The sequence below is a fragment of the Prosthecobacter gellanilyticus genome (assembly GCF_007992435.1).
GTDB classification, from domain to species: domain Bacteria; phylum Verrucomicrobiota; class Verrucomicrobiia; order Verrucomicrobiales; family Verrucomicrobiaceae; genus Prosthecobacter; species Prosthecobacter gellanilyticus.
The window spans coordinates 98,335-114,733 of record NZ_BKAG01000013.1 but is presented as its reverse complement, the minus strand read 5'-3'; the positions used below and the strand labels follow the sequence as shown (position 1 = coordinate 114,733).

Here is a 16,399-nt window from a genome sequence, read left to right as displayed (position 1 = left end):
CCTCAGGAAACGGCAGTCTTCAAACCTTCACGCATGGCCTCCAGCGGAGCTGGGATGTCAAACCAATGCTCGAAGGAGATGGCACCCTGATGCAGCAACAAGCACATGCCATCTGCATGCCTGGCTCCGGCTTGCTCAGCCTGCTGGATGAGATCTGTGGGACCACTGGCACGGTAGACCATATCATAGACGAGGTGTCGAGACTGCAGGCCACCTGTGGCGAGCAGTGGCGTGTCTTCTACTTTCATGCCCACCGAGGTGGCATTCACGATGAGATCAATCTCAGGCAGATGCTGTGCGATATCGGTGTGATCGAGCGTGCAGGTTTGGAAAGAGACCGCAGATGAGATGGCGCTGAGTTCTGCTACCAACGGTGCCAGTTTCGACTCGGTGCGATTTGCCAACACGAGACGCTTGCAGCCTACGAGCACGCTCTGCACGGCCACGGCACGACCGGCGCCACCACCGGCACCGATGATGAGCACACGCAGGTCCTTCACCTCGCGGCCAAAGGCTTCCTTCACGCTGCGTAGAAAGCCCGGGCCATCGGTGTTGTAGCCGAACATCTTGCCATCACGAATCGCCAGTGTGTTCACCGCACCGAGTTGACGGGCGAGCGGGTCCACGACGTCCACGGCATCCAGGGCCTCAAACTTGTGCGGGATGGTGATATTCACGCCGAGAAAGCCCTGCTTCACCAAGAGGCCGAAGGCTTGCTTCACCTGGCCCACGGGCACCTGCACACGCACATACTGGGCCTCGATGCCGCAGGCTTGCAGAGCGGGGTTATGCATCTGCGGGGATTTGGAGTGGGAGATAGGATCACCAATGACTGCCAGCCGCGCGGGAGGAGTCAGGGCAGGGAAGTCGTGAAGCTGGTCGAAAGTGAAAAACGGGGAGGCCACGGCCCAGTCATGGCACGTTCGGGAAGGGATGGGCAACGATGAATTCTCTGAATCCCGCCGGAAACCCGAAACTCACGGTGGAAGTTCCGTTTCCATCTTTCCAGAGTCATCCACACCTGCATGTCCTACCTCACTGATCCTGCCCGCCGGGCTGAGTTGCACAGTTTTTATCGCGCCGCCCTGGTGGATGATGTGATGCCCTTCTGGCTGAAGCACGGCATGGACCCTGAGCACGATGGCATCTTCACCTGTGTGGATCGTGATGGCAGCCTGCTCGATTGCGACAAGAGCCTGTGGTTCCAAGGGCGCGCCGGGTGGATGTTTGCCACGCTTTTCAACACGGTGGAAAAGAAGCGTGACTACTTTGACGCGGCGGGCTCGTGTGTCGATTTTCTCGACAAACATGGTTATGCCACGGACGGGAAGCTCTTCTTCACTGTGACGCGTGAAGGGAAGCCGCTGCGCATGCGGCGTTATGTCTTCAGCGAGGCTTTTGCCTCCATCGCCCATGCGGCTTATGCCAAGGCGACGGGCGATGAGCACTACCGTGAGCTGGCTTTGAAGGATTTTGCCTTTTACATGAAGCACTCCTTTGAGCCCGGGGTGATGACGCCCAAGGTGAACCAGGAAACCCGTCCGATGATCGGACTCGGGCCGCTGATGATCGGCATTGTCACAGCGCAGGAACTGCGGGCGAATCTCGGTCATTTCGAGCACGCCGGCCGCACGGCCACGGAGTGGATCGACCGCTTCATCTTTGAAGTGCAGCGCCTGTTCTGGAAGCCAGATTTGAATGTGCTGATGGAGACCGTGGCTCCTGATGGCAGCATCATCGAGCATGCGGAAGGACGTCTCTTAAATCCGGGACATGCCATCGAGTGCGCATGGTTCATCCTGCATGAGGGGAAGCTGCGCGGTGAAAAAAGTTACATTCAGTTAGGCCTGAAGATCCTGGATGCCATGTGGGAGCGGGGCTGGGACCAGATGAACGGCGGTCTGCTCTACTACCGTGATCTGCATGACAAGCCCGTGCTCGAGTACTGGCAGGACATGAAATTCTGGTGGCCGCACTGCGAGGGTATCATCGCCACCGCGCTGGCCTATGAGCTCACGCAAGATCCCAAATACGCCGCCTGGCATGCTGCCGTGCATGACTGGAGCTTCCAGCACTTCGCGGATCCGAAATACGGAGAGTGGTATGGCTGGCTGCATCGGGATGGCCGGGTCTCGCAGCCTGCGAAAGGCAGTCTTTTCAAAGGGCCGTTCCACCTGCCGAGAGCGCTGTGGTATGTCAGCGAGTTGCTGAAGCTCGAGAAGGCGTGATCGAAGTTCGTGATTCAGGAATGCAGAATCAGTGTTTGACGCCTGCCCACATCCAGTCACCATCGCCGCCATGCCGAAAACCAGCCTCTCCAAAGACGACGTCAAAGCCATGCTCCTCCTCGCCTGTGATCGTGTGATCGCCGCCGAGCCGCAGCTCTCCGAAGCCGACCGCAATCTCGGTGACGGGGATCACGGCCTGGGCATGCAGCGCGGCATGACGGCTGCGAAAGAGAAGCTCGAGGCCGGTGAGGTGGAGTCCGTGGAGAAAGCTTTTGTCTCCGTGGGCACGGCCATGATGAGCAGCATGGGCGGTGCGAGTGGTGCGATCTTCGGCACCTTTTTCCGCAATGGCGGCAAGGCCCTGGCTGGCACGGAGAGTTTTGATGCAGCAGCGCTCGCGACCTTTCTGCAGGCCGGTGTGGAAGGCGTGAAGCAGCGCGGTGGTGCGGCTGTGGGTGACAAGACGGTCGTGGATGTGATGCAGCCTGCGGCGGAGAAAGCTGCGACGGTGACCGCGCTTTCGCTTCCGGAAGCCATCATGGCGGTGAACACGGCTTCGCTCGATGGCCTGGAGGCCAGCAAGAGCATGATCGCCAAGTTCGGTCGTGCTAAGACGCTCGGGGAGGGCTGCCTCGGCTTCCCAGATGCAGGCGGCCTGTCCGTCACCGTGATCATCGGTGCGTTTGTGGATTACATCACGGTTTGAGGCCTGGATTAAGATCAGGGGGTGGATCCGCAGTGACGAGATAGTTCTCGCGTCGCGGCTCAATCTCGGCCTCATACGGAGGCGAAGTCATTGCAGTTCTTGGAGAGCACGCAGGGATTGCGTCCCAGAATCCTGCCCCTTAGACTGTCCTCTGCCATGCTGACCCCTGAACAAGTTCAAGAAGTCCTGACCTCGACCGAAGCCGACCGGATCGAGCGGACACGCTCGACTACTAATACAACAAAGTTTCGGGAGGCAATTTGTGCCTTTTCCAATGATATGCCGGGACATGGAAAACCCGGATACCTTCTTATAGGGGTTGAGGACGATGGCTCTCTCTCGGCCAATGTTCCGATCACTGACGACCTGCAGAAGCAGTTTGCCGCCTATCGAGATGATGGACACATCCTTCCCCAGCCCATGATATCGGTCTTCAAGCAGCCTCATCCTGGTGGCGGGGAGTTTTTGGTTGTGGAAGTCCAGCCGTCAGAGATCCCGCCGGTTTTCTACGATGGGCGTGTGCATATTCGGGTGGGACCGCGCCGGGCAACAGCATCTGAGACGGAAGAACGTCGATTGAGTGAACGCAGAAGTGTTTACTTCCGCACTTTTGACGCCGCGCCGTCTCTAGGAGCCACTTTGGAAGACCTAGATCTGGATGCTTTTCAAAACACCTATCGACGAGAGGCTGTGGATGCTGAGGTTATTCGTGAGAATGGGCGCGGTATTGAAGAGCAACTTGCAGCGCTTCGCTTTTATAACCCGATCAAAAAATGCCCGACCAATGCTGGTGTGCTGATGTTTGGGAAAGATCCACTTAACTTTTTTTCGGGGGCATATGTTCAGTTTGCCCGTTTTGAAGGGCAGAACCTTGAGGACGGACCTCCGGTTGAAGAGAAGCAGTTTACAGGTCCCTTGATGGTTGTGTTGAGGGAATTGGACATGTTCATGAAGTCTCGCTTCACTCAACGACCAATCAAGGACACGACACTGCGTGAACGCTTGATCTGGGACTATCCAGAGACAGCTGTGCGCGAAATCGTGATGAATGCGGTGGTTCACCGCGACTATCAGTTCAATCGTCCCATTACTATCTACTTCTTTAACGATCGGATCGAGGTGCAGAATGCTGGCGGCCTGTATGGCCTAGCTCAAAGTCAGTTTCCAAGTCTCAACGACTATCGGAATCCGATAATTGCCGAGGCAATGAAGCCTCTGGGGTATGTGAATCGCTACGGTTATGGCATCCGCATGGCAAAGCGCAGCATGGAGGATAATGGGAGCCCTCCTATTGAGTTCACGCCTGCCCAACAGCATTTCCTCGCACTTCTTCGCAAGCATCCCCTCCGATGAAAACCATTGCCTTCTTCAACAACAAGGGCGGCGTTGGTAAGACCACGCTCGTTTATCACCTAGCCTGGATGTTTTCACGGATGGGCAAGCGTGTTGTCGTGGCCGACCTTGACCCCCAGGCCAACCTGACTTCCATGTTTTTGCCTGAGGATAAGCTGGAAGACATCTGGAGTGACTCGGGGCCAGGTAAAAGCATTTTGCTTGCCTTGTCACCGATCATTCGAGGCACTGGCGACATTGCTCCAGCACCGGTCCAAAGGATCCGCGATTCTTTACGTCTCATCCCCGGCGATCTCGGCCTTGCCTTGTTTGAAGCAGAGCTTTCAGAAGCATGGGGCAAGTGTCTGGAGGAGAGAGAGCCGGCGTTCCGAACTACCAGTGCATTCTACCGTATAATTCAAGCTGCCGGCCATGATGCGAAAGCGGACCTGATTCTCATCGATGTAGGACCGAATCTCGGTGCCATCAACCGGTCGGCTCTCATCTGTGCTGATGCGATTGTTCTGCCGTTAGCGCCAGATCTCTTTTCTCTTCAAGGCCTCAAAAATCTTGGGCCAACATTGAAGCGGTGGCGCTCAGAATGGAAAACGCGACTGAAAGTCAACCCTGCAGATGATTTACCCTTACCTGCGGGAGATCTGCGTGCTCTTGGTTATGTTATCCTCCAGTTTGGTCTGCGTGATTCGGGTTTGGTAAAAGCCTATGATCGGTGGGCGCAAAAGATTCCCGCCATTTACGAAGAGTTTATTCTGGGGAAGAAAGGATTGTCCCAGTCTTGGGATAGCGTGGAAGATCATCAGATCGCTATGCTGAAGCACTATCGTTCTTTAGTTCCTATGGCGATGGAAGCCCGTAAACCGATTTTTGAGCTCAAAGCTGCGGATGGTGCTATCGGTGCCCATAGCTATTCAGTTCAATCAGCATACGGAGACTTCCGTGTCTTGGCAGATGGTATCCTCAAGCGCCTTGATTGGTTCGATCTGATGTGATTGGGAATTATATAGTGCTCCCAAACCACCAAGATCAGTCTGGAAGCCAGCAAGAGCATGATCGCCAAGTTCGGTCGTGCTAAGACGCTGGGTGAAGGCTGTCTTGGTTTCCCAGACGCGGGCGGGATGTCCGTCACCGTGATCATCGGTGCGTTTGTGGACTACATCACGGCCTAACCAAAAGCTTTTAGATCGGTTCCAGGGCGCCGCGCTGGTTTTTGCTGCCACATGAGGGGCAGTTGGAGACCAGCGGGGATTTTTTCGGCAGCGCATAGGTGCAGTTGCAGATGCGGCACTGGATGGCGATGCGGCGGCGATGCACCTCGCGGCGGCGATCACGCCAAAGGGTCCATATCCACAGTGTCACCACAAGGCAGACGCCGATGAGCATGACGATGACGATCAATTCGCTGAGGCCGACGCGGATCATGGCGCGGCCTCCTTCTTCCAGGCGAAGCTGACTTCCGCCCATTCGACATCCTTTTTCTCCGGCGCAGGCTGGAAGCGGAGCTGGGTCATGGCGGAGTGCAGCTTCACCATGATAGCGGGGTCTTCAGAGGAGGACACGGGCAGGGCCATCACGACCTCTCCCAGGGAGCCGATGGCGACCCGGAAACGCGGCTTGGTGGGATCCATGAGCGGGATGTCCTTCAGATCTGCGCCGGAAAGCAGCGCGCGCGCGCCCTGCTCCTCCACCAGGGCTTTGAGTACGCTGGGCGGAGAGGTCTTCCGCGGGACTTTGGGCGCGAGAGCGGGCAGCGGAGGCAGGGCATCCAGGAAGTCCTGCTCCATGAGGCTGTTGTGATCGTTCGTGGCGATCTGGCTGCCGGCGGATTTGAGCTTCATCTCGAAGGAGCGGATGGCGGGCTGGAATTCTGGAAGCTTGGCTGCGGGAGGCAGGCTCTGGCTCACGGGGGAGTCTGAGGGCACCAGGGTGAAGCTGCGATCCTGCGCGCGATGGATGAGGGCGCGCTCCGCAGGGACGTCCGGATTCAGCACGATCATCTGCTGCGGGCGGGAGGTGATCTTCGGCGTCTCCGGCGTGATGATGCGAAAAATGATGAAGAGGGAGCCGATGCCTCCAGCCGTGAGGAGGAAGAAGGCCAGGAGCCAGGGGCCGCGCGCCTCCCGGCGATGCCAGTCAAAAACCAGGGCGGATTCGGGTGAACGCGCCTTTTTCATCGCTGCGCGGTGGCGGGCTGGGTGGGGGTGGTGGAGAGGGCCACCTCATACCCCATTTCCATGGCGAGGCTGCTGACCTCTGTGAACTTGCCGGTGGGGGCAAAGCGGTCGGCATGCAGGAGGATTCGACGCTCGCCGCTGCGAAGCTTTTCCAGCGTAGCGCGGAGCTCGTCCCAGGTCACCAGCTTGCCATCGAAGTACATGGCGGCGCTCTCACCTCCCGCGATGGTCACAATGTGGGCGCGGTCAAAGCCGGTCAGGCGGCTGCTGGAACGGGGCATCTCCACGGTGATGCCGGACTGGACCACAAAGCCGCTGCTAAAGAGGAAATACACCAGCAGCAGAAGAATGGCGTTCAGCAACGGCGTGATGTAGAGCCAGGGGCTCTGCTTGGGCAGGTGGCTCTCAAGCTTCATGGCGCGGCAAAGGTGCGGGGCTTCAAGACTGCGCCTTGCGCGGGCGAACACGCCCGGTGGCCTCGTCAGCGGCAGGCTGGCGGAACTCGACGATGTTGTCCGCAGACTTCGCGTCCTCGATCAGGTTCACGATTTCCACGCCAGCGCGCTCCAGGTCATGCATGATGGAGCGGGACCGGGCGCTCAGGAAGGCGAAGAAGAGATAGGCAGGGATGGCCACCACCAGACCGAGAGCGGAGGTGACGAGGCTCTGATACACCCCACGGGCCACTTCGGCGTGGGTGGTGATGCCGTTGGCGCTGGAGAGGTTTGTAAAGCTGTCCAGCAGGCCGATGACGGTCCCCAGGAGGCCGATGAGGGGACCGGCATGGGCGATGGCATTCAAGATGGCGAGGTAACGCTCCAGGCGGGGAACCTCGAGCTGACCGGCTTCCTGGACGATCTCCTTCAGCTGCTCGCGGGGGGAGTGGTGGCGGAGGAGGGCGGCGTGGATGACCCGGCCGGCAGGCACGCGGGTGGCCACGCACTCCTGGAGGGCCTCAGCGTAGTTTTTACGGCGGATCAGGGCAGCGAGACCGGCGAGGAACTCGCCTACGTTCATGCTGGCGCGGTGGAAGTAGGCCAGGCGCTCCAAAAAGATGGCCGTGGCAAAGCCCAGGCAAGCCATCAGCAGCCACACGAGGGGTCCGCCTTTGGAAATCAGTTCGGTCATGGTCGGGTAAGAAACAGGGGAAAGGGGTCAGAAAATGCTGAAGGAGTCCTGGCCGGGCCAGCGCGACGTCTTCACCATGAGCAAGATGGATGCCTCTTGATAAGAATTCCAAAAAACGCCACAAGTCCAGCCTTCATCCATCTGGATGATAATATTTTGAGCCTTCCTGCCTCCAGCACTCCGCCCACCCGGGTTCTCCTCGCCGAGGAGAGCCTGCCCTATCGTCGGGTGATCCGGGAGGCCCTGACCTCCTTCCGGCACTGCGAGGTGGATGATTCGCCTACGGCGGAGCGGGCCTTTGAGCTGGCTTTGTCCCGACCCTACCACCTGTTCATCCTGGCCATCCCCCTGCCGGATATGAGCGGGATGATGCTGGACCGTCTTATCTCCAAGGCCTACCCGCTGACCCACCGCGGCAGTCACACGGCTCCTCCGGTGATCTTTTTGGCCCGTCCGGAGGATGGTAATGCCCTTGCGGCCCATCAGCGGGATGTCCGCCTGCGTGGGATCCTCTCCTACCCGCCTAAACTGGACGCCCTGCTCAGCCTCACGGCCGGGCTGCTGCCAGAGGCTCCGGGCCGGGGGAGCCTGCCTCCGCTTTTCTGAAGCCAGGCCGCCTCAGCGGGACCGGGCGATGCCAGACCTGATCTTGCCAAGGGCCTTGTCGATCTTCTCAATCATCTTCGGTTTGTCCCCGGTGGTGGCATAAGCGATGGCCTCTTTGACCTCGCCCAGGGCATCGATGCGCTCGCCTTCCTTGTTGGGCCTGGCATTGGCCAGGGTCTTGCGGGCGGCTTGAAGGCTGGCGAGAGGCTTTTCGGCGGTCTTGGCAGCCTCCAGATGCTCGATCGCTTTCCGCATGCGCGGCTGGTCGTCCGGATTGATCCCATAAAGAGATGAGAGAGCCTGGAGACAGGTGAGGACTACGAGCAGCACGAATCGAAACGGGAGTTTCATGGGGATGAGCTTGAGTTGTGCTCCAGGATAGGCCGACCCTCCGTCGGGAGTCAAACGCTTCCAGGTCTGGCGGACTTGCTGGTGCCAGATTTGCTGACCTTCCGCAGGATCTCACAAAACCTCTCCCCGGCAGGCGTGACGTCACCTTTGATGGAACGGGCGATGCCGACACGATGGAACTCCTGGCAGTTGGAGAGTCGGCGGTAGACCAGCCGCTTGCCGGCGGCGCGCTGAAAGATCTCGCTGACGAGTCCGACACCTTTGCCAATCTCGATCTCCGTGATCAAGGAACTCACGCCATCACACTCGACGGCGATGCGTGGGCGAGGTCCTGGCGGCGGGTAGATGCTGTCGAGGATGCGGTAGTATTCCGAGTAGTCGAGGCGTCGAAATGCCACCAGAGCTTCCTCGGCCAGCCTTTCTACCGTGACTGTTTTCAGTTTAGAAAGCGGATGCCCAGCGGGCATGGCGACATAAAAAGGATAGCGCCGCAGCTCTTCAAACTCCAGCCCCGCACCAGATTCCAGGCTGGGCTGGATCATCACCGCGAGCTCCAGCGAGCCATCATGCAATCCTGAGGTGAGCTCATCTCCCGCCAGATCATGCAGCACCACTTTCACCGAGGGGGCGGCGGCGCGGAAGGCGGAGAGCGCAGGTGGGAGGAGTTCCAGACTCGGTGAAGGTGCGTAACCAATTTGTAGTTCGCCATATTCACCACGGGCCAGGGCGCGAACCTTCAGGACGGCATCCTCGACGCGCTTGAGCGTGTCCCGGGCTTCCTCCAGGAAGAGTTTGCCCTCGGCAGTCAGCGTGACACCTCGCGGGCTGCGCTTGAGAAGGTCCACACCGATCTCGTCCTCCAGATCCTGCACCTGCCGGCTGAGCGCGGGCTGGGCGATCTTCAAACGCGCGGCGGCCTTGGTGAAGTTCAGTGCCTCCGCCACGGCGGTGAAGTATCGAAGATGCCGGAGTTCCATGTCTGAGTTCATCATGCTTTAAAAGCATGGCTGCGCAAGGAAGGAGGTATTGGGCAGAAACTGCGACACAGACTACTGCATCCCCAGACGGACAACAGGTCCACCCCAACAACGAACTCCCAGAACATCATGAAAACGCTCAACACCGAAAAATTCAAAGGCAAGACAGCTCTCATCACCGGCGGATCCCGTGGCATTGGCGCGGCCATCGCCAAGCGCCTTGCGGCAGAAGGTGCCGCTGTGGCCTTCACCTATGCCTCATCTGCCAGCAAGGCGGATGAAGTGGTCAAGGCCATCGAGGCAGCCGGAGGTCGTGCTCTAGCCATCAAATCTGATGCGGCTGAGGCTTCCGAGGTCGTGCAGGCCGTTGCCGAGACAATCAAGGCCTTTGGCAGCATCGACATCCTGGTGAACAACGCCGCCTACCTCGCCGTGGCTCCTTTGAATGAGTTCAAGCTCGAGGACTTCGACCGCTCGGTGGCCATCAATGTGCGTGGCGTGTTTGTGGCTTCACAAGAAGCCGCGAAGCACATGACGGAAGGTGGTCGTATCATCACCATCGGCAGCACGAATGCGGAGCGCATGCCGTTTGTTGGTGGCGGGGTCTATGCCATGACCAAGGCGGCCATCGTCGGTCTCACCAAAGGCCTTTCCCGTGACCTCGGCCCCCGTGGCATCACGGTGAACAACGTGCAGCCCGGCCCGATCGATACCGACATGAATCCTGAAAGCGGCCCCTTTGCCGAAAGCCTGAAGGCTCTCATGGCCCTGCCACGCTACGGCCATGCTGACGAGGTCGCCGCCATGGTTTCCTACATTGCCGGTCCCGAGGCGGCTTTCGTCACGGGTGCCAGCCTGATGATCGACGGTGGTTTTTCTGCCTAACCAACAAGGCTGAGTTGTTCTGAATGGTGATGGGTGGCTGGCGATCTTGCAACCGGTTCAAAACCGCTGGCAGATCGTGGGCCATCCATCATCGCTTTCACTCAGTCTCCGGCGGCACGTAGAAGATGCCGTGCTCGGTGCTGATCTCGAGAATGCGCGGCATGTGAGGGCCGCCGGGCTGATGGAAGGCTTCAGCGATGCGCTCAAAGAACACCTCGAAGCCGGCAGGTGCGGCGTGGACGATCATGCGCAGCGGTGTGTCGCCACAATTGCGGTAGGTGTGCCTGGAGCCGCGAGGCAGGAAGGCGGCGGTGCCTGCGGGCACTTCCTTCCAGACGCCATCCATCCAGAACTCCGCGCGGCCTTCTTGAATGAGGAACCATTCGTCTTCCTTCGTGTGCCAGTGCGGAGGTGGTCCGCCGCCGGGTGGTGTGACCACCTGCACCATGGTAAAGGCGCCGCCGGTCTGCTCGCCACTCAGCAGCACGGTGACCTCGTCGCCGAGCGCGCTGAGGACCTTGCCCGAACCTGGAGTCGTGATGGAGGGGAGAAGAAAGGGCGGGGGATTCATGACGAGGTGCGATTTACTGCGCCGTCTTTTTCTCGCAAGTGTTGTTGTCTAGTCGTGGCAAACGCGCAGGCTGGGCGCATGCCCCACGTCCCAGGTCTCCGCAGTGTCTACGCCAAAACTGGCCGCCTCATCTACTTTGGGCGTATGCTGGACAAGATCCGCCTGCATGCTGTCGGCCAGCTTCCTGAGGATTACCATGCCCAGCTTGGCGATGCGCAGTTCTACACGCTGGATGGCCGCTGCTGCCGTTTCCTCGGCGTGCCGTATGCGCAGGTCCGGGAGCGCACTCTGCAAGGCGGCAGTGATGAGGAGATCCTGGCCTGGGTGCATACGGGTGGTAAAGAGCGCACGGATGAGGAGTGCCATGTGTGGAACCGGTTCATTGCGAAGCTCGGCTGGCGTGATGAACGCTCCGCTGTGCTGCCGCAGCGTATTTTGGACAGCGGTCTCACGGGCAAACCCATTGAGACGCTGATCGATCACATCGAATATGATGAAGGACGTGATCCGGTGGCGGATCGTGCCTGGGAGGGGATCTGACTGCCTGTGAGGCAGGACATAAGGCCAAAGCGGGCAGGCGGGACGAATAGGTTGACACCGTCATGCATACGTCCACCTCCGTGATGACCTCGATCCCGTATTCGCCGTCCGCTGTTTCTGTTCCTGCCAGTCCGCCGCGCGGCTACGAGGTAAAATCCCAGTCGGACTACGACCGCACGCATCATACCTTCAGCAACACGCTCTCGCAGAAGCTGATGAATGGGATTCAGAACATCCTGGAGGGCATCTTGGTGAAGTTCTCCGCCGTGGGAGACATGCCGGTGTTTGAGGCGAAGAATTTTCCCTGGGTCAGTGGAGTGGAAGCAGACTGGCACAAGGTGCGCGCGGAGCTGGACAGCGTGATGAAGTATCGTGATGCGATGCCGAGCTTTCAGGACATCATCAAGGAAGTGGCGACGATCCAACAGGATGATCAGTGGAAGACCTTTTTTCTGCGTGGAGTCGGCATGGACTGTGAGGAGAATGCACGGCGCTGCCCGGAGACGATGAAGGTGCTGGAGAAGATTCCGGCATGCAGCACGGCCTTCTTTTCCATCCTCTCACCGCGCAAGCACATCCCGCATCATCGCGGACCTTGGGCAGGTGTGCTGCGCATGCATCTGGGGCTGCAGGTGCCGGAGCCGGCGCATCAGTGCCGCATCCGTGTGGCGGATCAGTTTCATGCCTGGCAGGAAGGCAAGTGCCTCATCTTCGATGACACGTATAACCATGAAGTGTGGAATGACACGGATGGCTATCGCGTGGTGCTCTTTGTCGACTTCGCCCGGCCTCTGCGCTGGCCGCTGAATGTTATCAACAACTGGCTTATGAACCTCAGCGCCCTCGCGCCCTTTCTGCGTGAGGCAAAAGGCCGGCAGAAGGCGAGTGAGAAGAAGTTCTGGGCGCTGACGGCGAAGGATAGCTGATGCGCGTCAGGCATCCTTCGGTGGCCATTCCACGCCTGCGAGCTCTTTCGGCAATTGGGTAGGTTCCACGGGATAGATCACGGACAGGTCGGGTTTGACCGGAGCCGTGGGCAGCAGTTCCAGTTCCTCCGGCGCGCCGACGATGAGCCAGAGCACTTCTTCTTCCGTGTCATTGAATGTCTGGCGGATCTGATCTGGGCCGACCATCACGGCGCCGTATTTCGGGACAGTGAGTGTGTCCTCGCCCACGCGGATCCGGCCGGTGCCTTCGAGCACGAAATAAAACTCCTCCTGACGGATATGCTTGTGCAGGGTGCTGGCGCTCTTCGGCGGCATTCGCCAGAGGCGGGCACTGAGGTTCTCACTGCCCGTGCGCTCCAGATAGTCCGCATTCGGGATCTTCATGAGGTTCGACTTCCGCCAGAAAAGGTCCTGCGGCGTGATGAGGTGGTAGCCTTGGATGGGATTCATGATCGGAGGCCAAACTGCCACCGGGTTGGCGCGGTGCAAGGTTCGGACAGGAAAGGTCACTCAACCATTTGTCGACATTTTCATGGCAGCGCTATGATGGCGGCCTTCACCCGGGATTCGACATGCTGAATCTTTACCAAGCCGTGCGCGACAATCCGAGCTACAGCAAGCTCGTGATCGGCGACTTCTTGTTCGCGGAGTTCACCTGCGGCACGGACCAGAAGATGCTGGAGAACTGGACGGAGGCAGACTATCTGGTGCATGTCGTCACGGGAAAGAAGACCTGGTACACTTCAGATGGCATCTGGAAGGCGAGTCCAGGAGACACCTTGTTTTTCAAGAAAGGCGCCACCATCACGGAGCAGCACTTTGAGGAGGATGTGTGCCTCCTGATGCTCTTCATTCCAGATGCGCTCATGCGGAGCACGGTGCGTGAAGTGGTCGAGGCACTCGGGCTCCATGCCGCCAGTCGCACACCGGTCAAGACGGCGCTGCGTGTGGAGAACGATGTGACGCTGGCGGCGCTCTTCCAGTCCATGCGGACTTATCTCGCTGGAGATGAGACGCCGCCGGAGCCGCTGATGAGGCACAAGCTGAAGGAACTGGTCATCAGTGTGCTGACCAGCAGGACCAACACCGAGCTGGCAGCCTACTTCTGCACCACGGGCACCCGTGATGCGCCGTCCATCGCGGAGATCATGGAGGCGAATTTCCGGTTTAATCTTTCGTTAGAAGAGTATGCGAAGCTCTGCCACCGCAGCCTGTCCACCTTCAAGCGCGAGTTTCAGGCGCACTACCAGGAGCCTCCAGGAAAGTGGCTGCTGCAGCGGCGGCTGGATCATGCTGCGAAGCTGCTGCGCACCTCCCCGCTCAACATCACGGAGGTGACGTTTGAAAGCGGATTCGAGCATGTCTCGCACTTCAGCCGTGTCTTCAAAACCCGCTTCGGAGTGCCGCCGCTGACCTATCGGCAGGAAAAGGCCACGGTCTGAACCGCACAGTCAAAAGATTGAGCCGCAGGGCAAAGCAGGCGGAATGAGGATTCGCTAGGGTGAGCTCGGTTTAACGACCGAACAACCCATGCAAACACTAACCCCCCAACCGAATAAGTCAGAGACACGCACAGACACCGTTTCGATCCCCAACATCGAAGTCATCAAGGCCCGGCAAAAGATCACCTGGGAGTCCGGCGACTTCGGGCAGATCGCTCGCACGATTGAAAACGTCGCCGAGGAGTTCATGGCGCGGCAGCCACTGCGACCCGGCATGAAGGTGCTGGATGTGGCCTGCGGCTCAGGCAATCTGGCCATGATTGCCGCACGGCGTGGATGCTCCGTGAGTGGCATTGACGTCGCAGCAAACCTGATCACCCAAGCCCGTGAGCGCTCGGCTGCGGAAGGTCTGAGCATCGAATACCAGGAGGCGGATGCCGAGGCGCTGCCTTTTGCCGATAATAGCTTCGATCTCACCGTGAGCATGTTTGGCGTCATGTTTGCGCCGCGTCCGAAGGTGGCCGCCGCAGAACTCCTGCGTGTGACCAAGCCGGGCGGCTTGATTGCCCTGGCCAACTGGACGCCGGAGGGCTTCCTGGGGAAAATGTTCGCCATCTTCAAGGCGCATCTGCCACCGCCACCTGCGGGTGTGCCATCGCCCATGGAATGGGGCAGGGAAGCGAATGTGCGCGAGCTGCTCAGCCAGGGCTTCACAGATCTGCGCGTGATGCGCCACATGGCCGCAATGCGCTATCCGTTCCCACCTGCGGAGACGGTGGACTTCTTCCGCCAATACTACGGTCCCACGCTGCGCGCTTTTGAGTCTCTGCCTGCCTCAGACAGGCCCGCGCTGCGGGAGGACCTGGTGAAGCTCCAGACCGAGTACAACCGCTCCACCGAGCCCGGCACCACAGAAGTGGCTGCTGAATACCTGCACATCACGGCCTCCAAGGCCTAACTAAAAACAACCTCAAATTCAAAAAACACATCCTATGTACAACAAAGAAAATCTGACCAAGATCAAGACCATGAACGAGGCTGCACCGGAGGCCATGAAGGCCTTCTGGGCTTTCGACAAACTGGCGCTCGCCGAGGGAGAGATCCCCGTGAAATACAAGGAGCTCATCGCCGTGGCGGTGGCTGTGACCACACAGTGTCCGTACTGCATCGACATCCACAGTGCGAATGCGCGCAAGGCGGGTGCGACTGACACGGAGATCGTGGAAGCGACCATCGTGGCGGCGGCGCTGCGTGCCGGCGGTGCGATCACCCATGCCACGCATGCTCTTGGTTGATCGATGCTGAAGCGGACGATGCAGAAATCCTGCTCGTCCGCTTTCATCTTCACACTGACAGAGACTGCCTTTGAGCCACTTCGCGCTTCCTCAACTGACCGCAGGCAGCATCGATGTCCGGTCCGCGTGCACGGCGTAGATGGGCCACGGTGCCGTGGGCACGTAGCTCGGCGAGGAAGGCTTCCGTCTGCTCCATGGAGCTGGGGGCATAGGAACGGCCGCGCAGGCTCAGGCCGGTGGCATTGTAGCGCAGCAGATTCACATGCATGCGACGGCCCTCAAGCAGGCGTGAAAGGTCGCGGGCCTGGGCGAGAGAATCGTTCACGCCATCGAGCAGGCAATACTGGATGGTGGTGATGCGGCCACTGCTCTCCTGATAGCGGTCCACGGCCTCCAGCACATCTCTCACGTCAAAGCGTTTGCCCATCGGCAGCAGATCCGCGCGCGTGACATCATCAGGCGCATGCAGGGACAAGGCGAGGTGCACACCGAGGTCAGCTTTACGAAGCTCCTCAATGCCGGGAACGATGCCGACTGTGGATACGGTGACCTGTCTCCAGCCAAGCGCACCGAGCGCGGGATCCGCGATGCGTCTCACGGCGGCGATGACATTTTTAAGGTTCAGCATGGGCTCGCCCATGCCCATGAAGACGATGGTGCGCAGCGTGCGGCCTGCGGAGCGTGCCTCGCGGCGCAGGCGGATGAACTGCTCCACGATTTCGCCCGAACTAAGATTGCGTTCAAAACCGGTCTGGGTGGTGGCACAGAAGTCACAACCCATGGCGCAGCCCACCTGGCTGGAGATGCAGCCTGCGGCACGCTCGGGATGATAGTCTGGCATGAGCACGGACTCGACCGTGCGCCCGTCACTGAGGCGGAGCAGGAGCTTCGTGGTGCCGTCTTCAGACACCTGGCGCATGGCGAGGCTGGCGGCATCCAGAGCGAACTTGGACTTCACCAAGTCTTCGAGACCCGCCGGCATGCGGTCCTTGTTTGACGTGGCGCTGACCTCATACACCTGCCTGAGCAGGCGTGGGGCATGATAGGTATTGAAGCCATGCTCCTGCATCCACGCCGCCAGTTCCTCGGCAGAAAGGTCTGCGAGGGGGCGTGGCGAGGTGGTGGGTGAAGGCATCGGCAGCTATTCACTAACAAGCTCTGGTGACTCGTCGAGGACGAATCACCGTCGTGATGACCAT

22 protein-coding genes are annotated in these 16,399 nt (G+C 59.4%); 12 read left to right on the top strand and 10 right to left on the bottom strand.

Annotated features, from left to right (window positions below):
- Positions 1-2 precede the first annotated feature (2 nt).
- Positions 3-905, bottom strand: a complete 903-nt coding sequence (aroE, locus tag BGE01nite_RS11275; RefSeq protein WP_146850559.1) for a shikimate dehydrogenase — start codon at positions 903-905, stop codon at positions 3-5.
- A 120-nt stretch (positions 906-1,025) separates the two neighbouring features.
- Between aroE and BGE01nite_RS11270 the strand changes: the two genes are divergently transcribed.
- The 5 genes from BGE01nite_RS11270 to BGE01nite_RS11250 all read left to right on the top strand — a co-directional run bounded on the left by BGE01nite_RS11270 (position 1,026) and on the right by BGE01nite_RS11250 (position 5,453).
- A complete protein-coding gene (locus BGE01nite_RS11270; RefSeq protein ID WP_146850558.1) occupies positions 1,026-2,228 on the top strand; it encodes an AGE family epimerase/isomerase in 1,203 nt (400 codons plus the stop codon).
- Between the two features lie 70 nt (positions 2,229-2,298).
- A complete protein-coding gene (dhaL, locus tag BGE01nite_RS11265; protein WP_146850557.1) occupies positions 2,299-2,934 on the top strand; it encodes a dihydroxyacetone kinase subunit DhaL in 636 nt (211 codons plus the stop codon).
- Positions 2,935-3,090: 156 nt separating this feature from the next.
- Positions 3,091-4,287 carry an ATP-binding protein gene (locus BGE01nite_RS11260; RefSeq protein ID WP_146850556.1) on the top strand — a complete coding sequence of 399 codons (1,197 nt, stop codon included), beginning with the start codon at positions 3,091-3,093 and terminating at the stop codon, positions 4,285-4,287.
- Positions 4,284-5,276 carry a ParA family protein gene (locus tag BGE01nite_RS11255; protein WP_146850555.1) on the top strand — a complete coding sequence of 331 codons (993 nt, stop codon included), beginning with the start codon at positions 4,284-4,286 and terminating at the stop codon, positions 5,274-5,276. The genes BGE01nite_RS11260 and BGE01nite_RS11255 overlap by 4 nt, the downstream gene beginning before the upstream one ends.
- A gap of 33 nt (positions 5,277-5,309) precedes the next feature.
- Positions 5,310-5,453, top strand: a complete 144-nt coding sequence (locus BGE01nite_RS11250; protein ID WP_308741214.1) for a DAK2 domain-containing protein — start codon at positions 5,310-5,312, stop codon at positions 5,451-5,453.
- A 10-nt stretch (positions 5,454-5,463) separates the two neighbouring features.
- Here BGE01nite_RS11250 and BGE01nite_RS11245 read toward each other — a convergent pair whose 3' ends face one another.
- From BGE01nite_RS11245 to BGE01nite_RS11230, 4 genes are read right to left on the bottom strand one after another with little or no spacing between them, the layout of a single operon-like run.
- A complete protein-coding gene (locus BGE01nite_RS11245) occupies positions 5,464-5,706 on the bottom strand; it encodes a hypothetical protein (protein ID WP_146850553.1) in 243 nt (80 codons plus the stop codon).
- On the bottom strand, positions 5,703-6,458 hold the full coding sequence (locus tag BGE01nite_RS11240; RefSeq protein WP_146850552.1) for a hypothetical protein: 756 nt from the start codon (positions 6,456-6,458) through the stop codon (positions 5,703-5,705). Before BGE01nite_RS11240 ends, BGE01nite_RS11245 begins: the two co-directional genes overlap by 4 nt.
- Complete coding sequence (locus BGE01nite_RS11235; RefSeq protein WP_146850551.1) at positions 6,455-6,874, bottom strand: ExbD/TolR family protein; 420 nt, start codon at positions 6,872-6,874, stop codon at positions 6,455-6,457. Before BGE01nite_RS11235 ends, BGE01nite_RS11240 begins: the two co-directional genes overlap by 4 nt.
- Positions 6,875-6,896: 22 nt before the next feature.
- The gene (locus tag BGE01nite_RS11230) at positions 6,897-7,586 is read right to left on the bottom strand and encodes a MotA/TolQ/ExbB proton channel family protein (RefSeq protein WP_146850550.1); all 690 of its coding nucleotides are present in this window, start codon (positions 7,584-7,586) and stop codon (positions 6,897-6,899) included.
- A gap of 96 nt (positions 7,587-7,682) precedes the next feature.
- Here BGE01nite_RS11230 and BGE01nite_RS11225 point away from each other — a divergent pair, with 96 nt between their 5' ends.
- Positions 7,683-8,192 carry a response regulator gene (locus tag BGE01nite_RS11225; RefSeq protein ID WP_146850549.1) on the top strand — a complete coding sequence of 170 codons (510 nt, stop codon included), beginning with the start codon at positions 7,683-7,685 and terminating at the stop codon, positions 8,190-8,192.
- A 12-nt stretch (positions 8,193-8,204) separates the two neighbouring features.
- Here BGE01nite_RS11225 and BGE01nite_RS11220 read toward each other — a convergent pair whose 3' ends face one another.
- Both BGE01nite_RS11220 and BGE01nite_RS11215 read right to left on the bottom strand, forming a co-directional pair.
- Positions 8,205-8,543, bottom strand: coding sequence for a hypothetical protein (locus BGE01nite_RS11220; RefSeq protein ID WP_146850548.1), 339 nt, complete (start codon positions 8,541-8,543; stop codon positions 8,205-8,207).
- A 50-nt stretch (positions 8,544-8,593) separates the two neighbouring features.
- The gene (locus tag BGE01nite_RS11215; protein WP_246145705.1) at positions 8,594-9,535 is read right to left on the bottom strand and encodes a LysR family transcriptional regulator; all 942 of its coding nucleotides are present in this window, start codon (positions 9,533-9,535) and stop codon (positions 8,594-8,596) included.
- Between the two features lie 114 nt (positions 9,536-9,649).
- On the opposite strand from BGE01nite_RS11215, the gene BGE01nite_RS11210 reads away from it, so the two are divergent.
- The gene (locus BGE01nite_RS11210) at positions 9,650-10,405 is read left to right on the top strand and encodes a 3-oxoacyl-ACP reductase family protein (RefSeq protein ID WP_146850547.1); all 756 of its coding nucleotides are present in this window, start codon (positions 9,650-9,652) and stop codon (positions 10,403-10,405) included.
- Between the two features lie 97 nt (positions 10,406-10,502).
- Here the strand turns inward: BGE01nite_RS11210 and BGE01nite_RS11205 are convergent, their stop codons facing one another.
- Positions 10,503-10,976, bottom strand: a complete 474-nt coding sequence (locus tag BGE01nite_RS11205; protein ID WP_146850546.1) for a cupin domain-containing protein — start codon at positions 10,974-10,976, stop codon at positions 10,503-10,505.
- 78 nt (positions 10,977-11,054) lie between these two features.
- Between BGE01nite_RS11205 and BGE01nite_RS11200 the strand changes: the two genes are divergently transcribed.
- Positions 11,055-11,516 (top strand): DUF5069 domain-containing protein, encoded by a 462-nt coding sequence (locus tag BGE01nite_RS11200; protein WP_146850545.1) that lies wholly within the window; start codon positions 11,055-11,057, stop codon positions 11,514-11,516.
- 62 nt (positions 11,517-11,578) lie between these two features.
- Positions 11,579-12,442 carry an aspartyl/asparaginyl beta-hydroxylase domain-containing protein gene (locus BGE01nite_RS11195; RefSeq protein ID WP_218032958.1) on the top strand — a complete coding sequence of 288 codons (864 nt, stop codon included), beginning with the start codon at positions 11,579-11,581 and terminating at the stop codon, positions 12,440-12,442.
- Positions 12,443-12,448: 6 nt separating this feature from the next.
- Here the strand turns inward: BGE01nite_RS11195 and BGE01nite_RS11190 are convergent, their stop codons facing one another.
- Positions 12,449-12,913, bottom strand: coding sequence for a cupin domain-containing protein (locus tag BGE01nite_RS11190; protein WP_146850544.1), 465 nt, complete (start codon positions 12,911-12,913; stop codon positions 12,449-12,451).
- A gap of 122 nt (positions 12,914-13,035) precedes the next feature.
- Here BGE01nite_RS11190 and BGE01nite_RS11185 point away from each other — a divergent pair, with 122 nt between their 5' ends.
- From BGE01nite_RS11185 to BGE01nite_RS11175, 3 genes are all read left to right on the top strand, one after another.
- Positions 13,036-13,905 carry an AraC family transcriptional regulator gene (locus tag BGE01nite_RS11185; protein WP_146850543.1) on the top strand — a complete coding sequence of 290 codons (870 nt, stop codon included), beginning with the start codon at positions 13,036-13,038 and terminating at the stop codon, positions 13,903-13,905.
- Between the two features lie 88 nt (positions 13,906-13,993).
- Complete coding sequence (locus BGE01nite_RS11180) at positions 13,994-14,863, top strand: class I SAM-dependent methyltransferase (RefSeq protein ID WP_170266729.1); 870 nt, start codon at positions 13,994-13,996, stop codon at positions 14,861-14,863.
- Between the two features lie 34 nt (positions 14,864-14,897).
- Positions 14,898-15,200: a carboxymuconolactone decarboxylase family protein gene (locus tag BGE01nite_RS11175; RefSeq protein ID WP_146850542.1), complete on the top strand. Its 303-nt coding sequence runs from the start codon at positions 14,898-14,900 to the stop codon at positions 15,198-15,200.
- A 49-nt stretch (positions 15,201-15,249) separates the two neighbouring features.
- Here the strand turns inward: BGE01nite_RS11175 and rlmN are convergent, their stop codons facing one another.
- A complete protein-coding gene (gene rlmN, locus BGE01nite_RS11170) occupies positions 15,250-16,335 on the bottom strand; it encodes a dual-specificity RNA methyltransferase RlmN (RefSeq protein WP_146850541.1) in 1,086 nt (361 codons plus the stop codon).
- Positions 16,336-16,399: the final 64 nt, after the last annotated feature.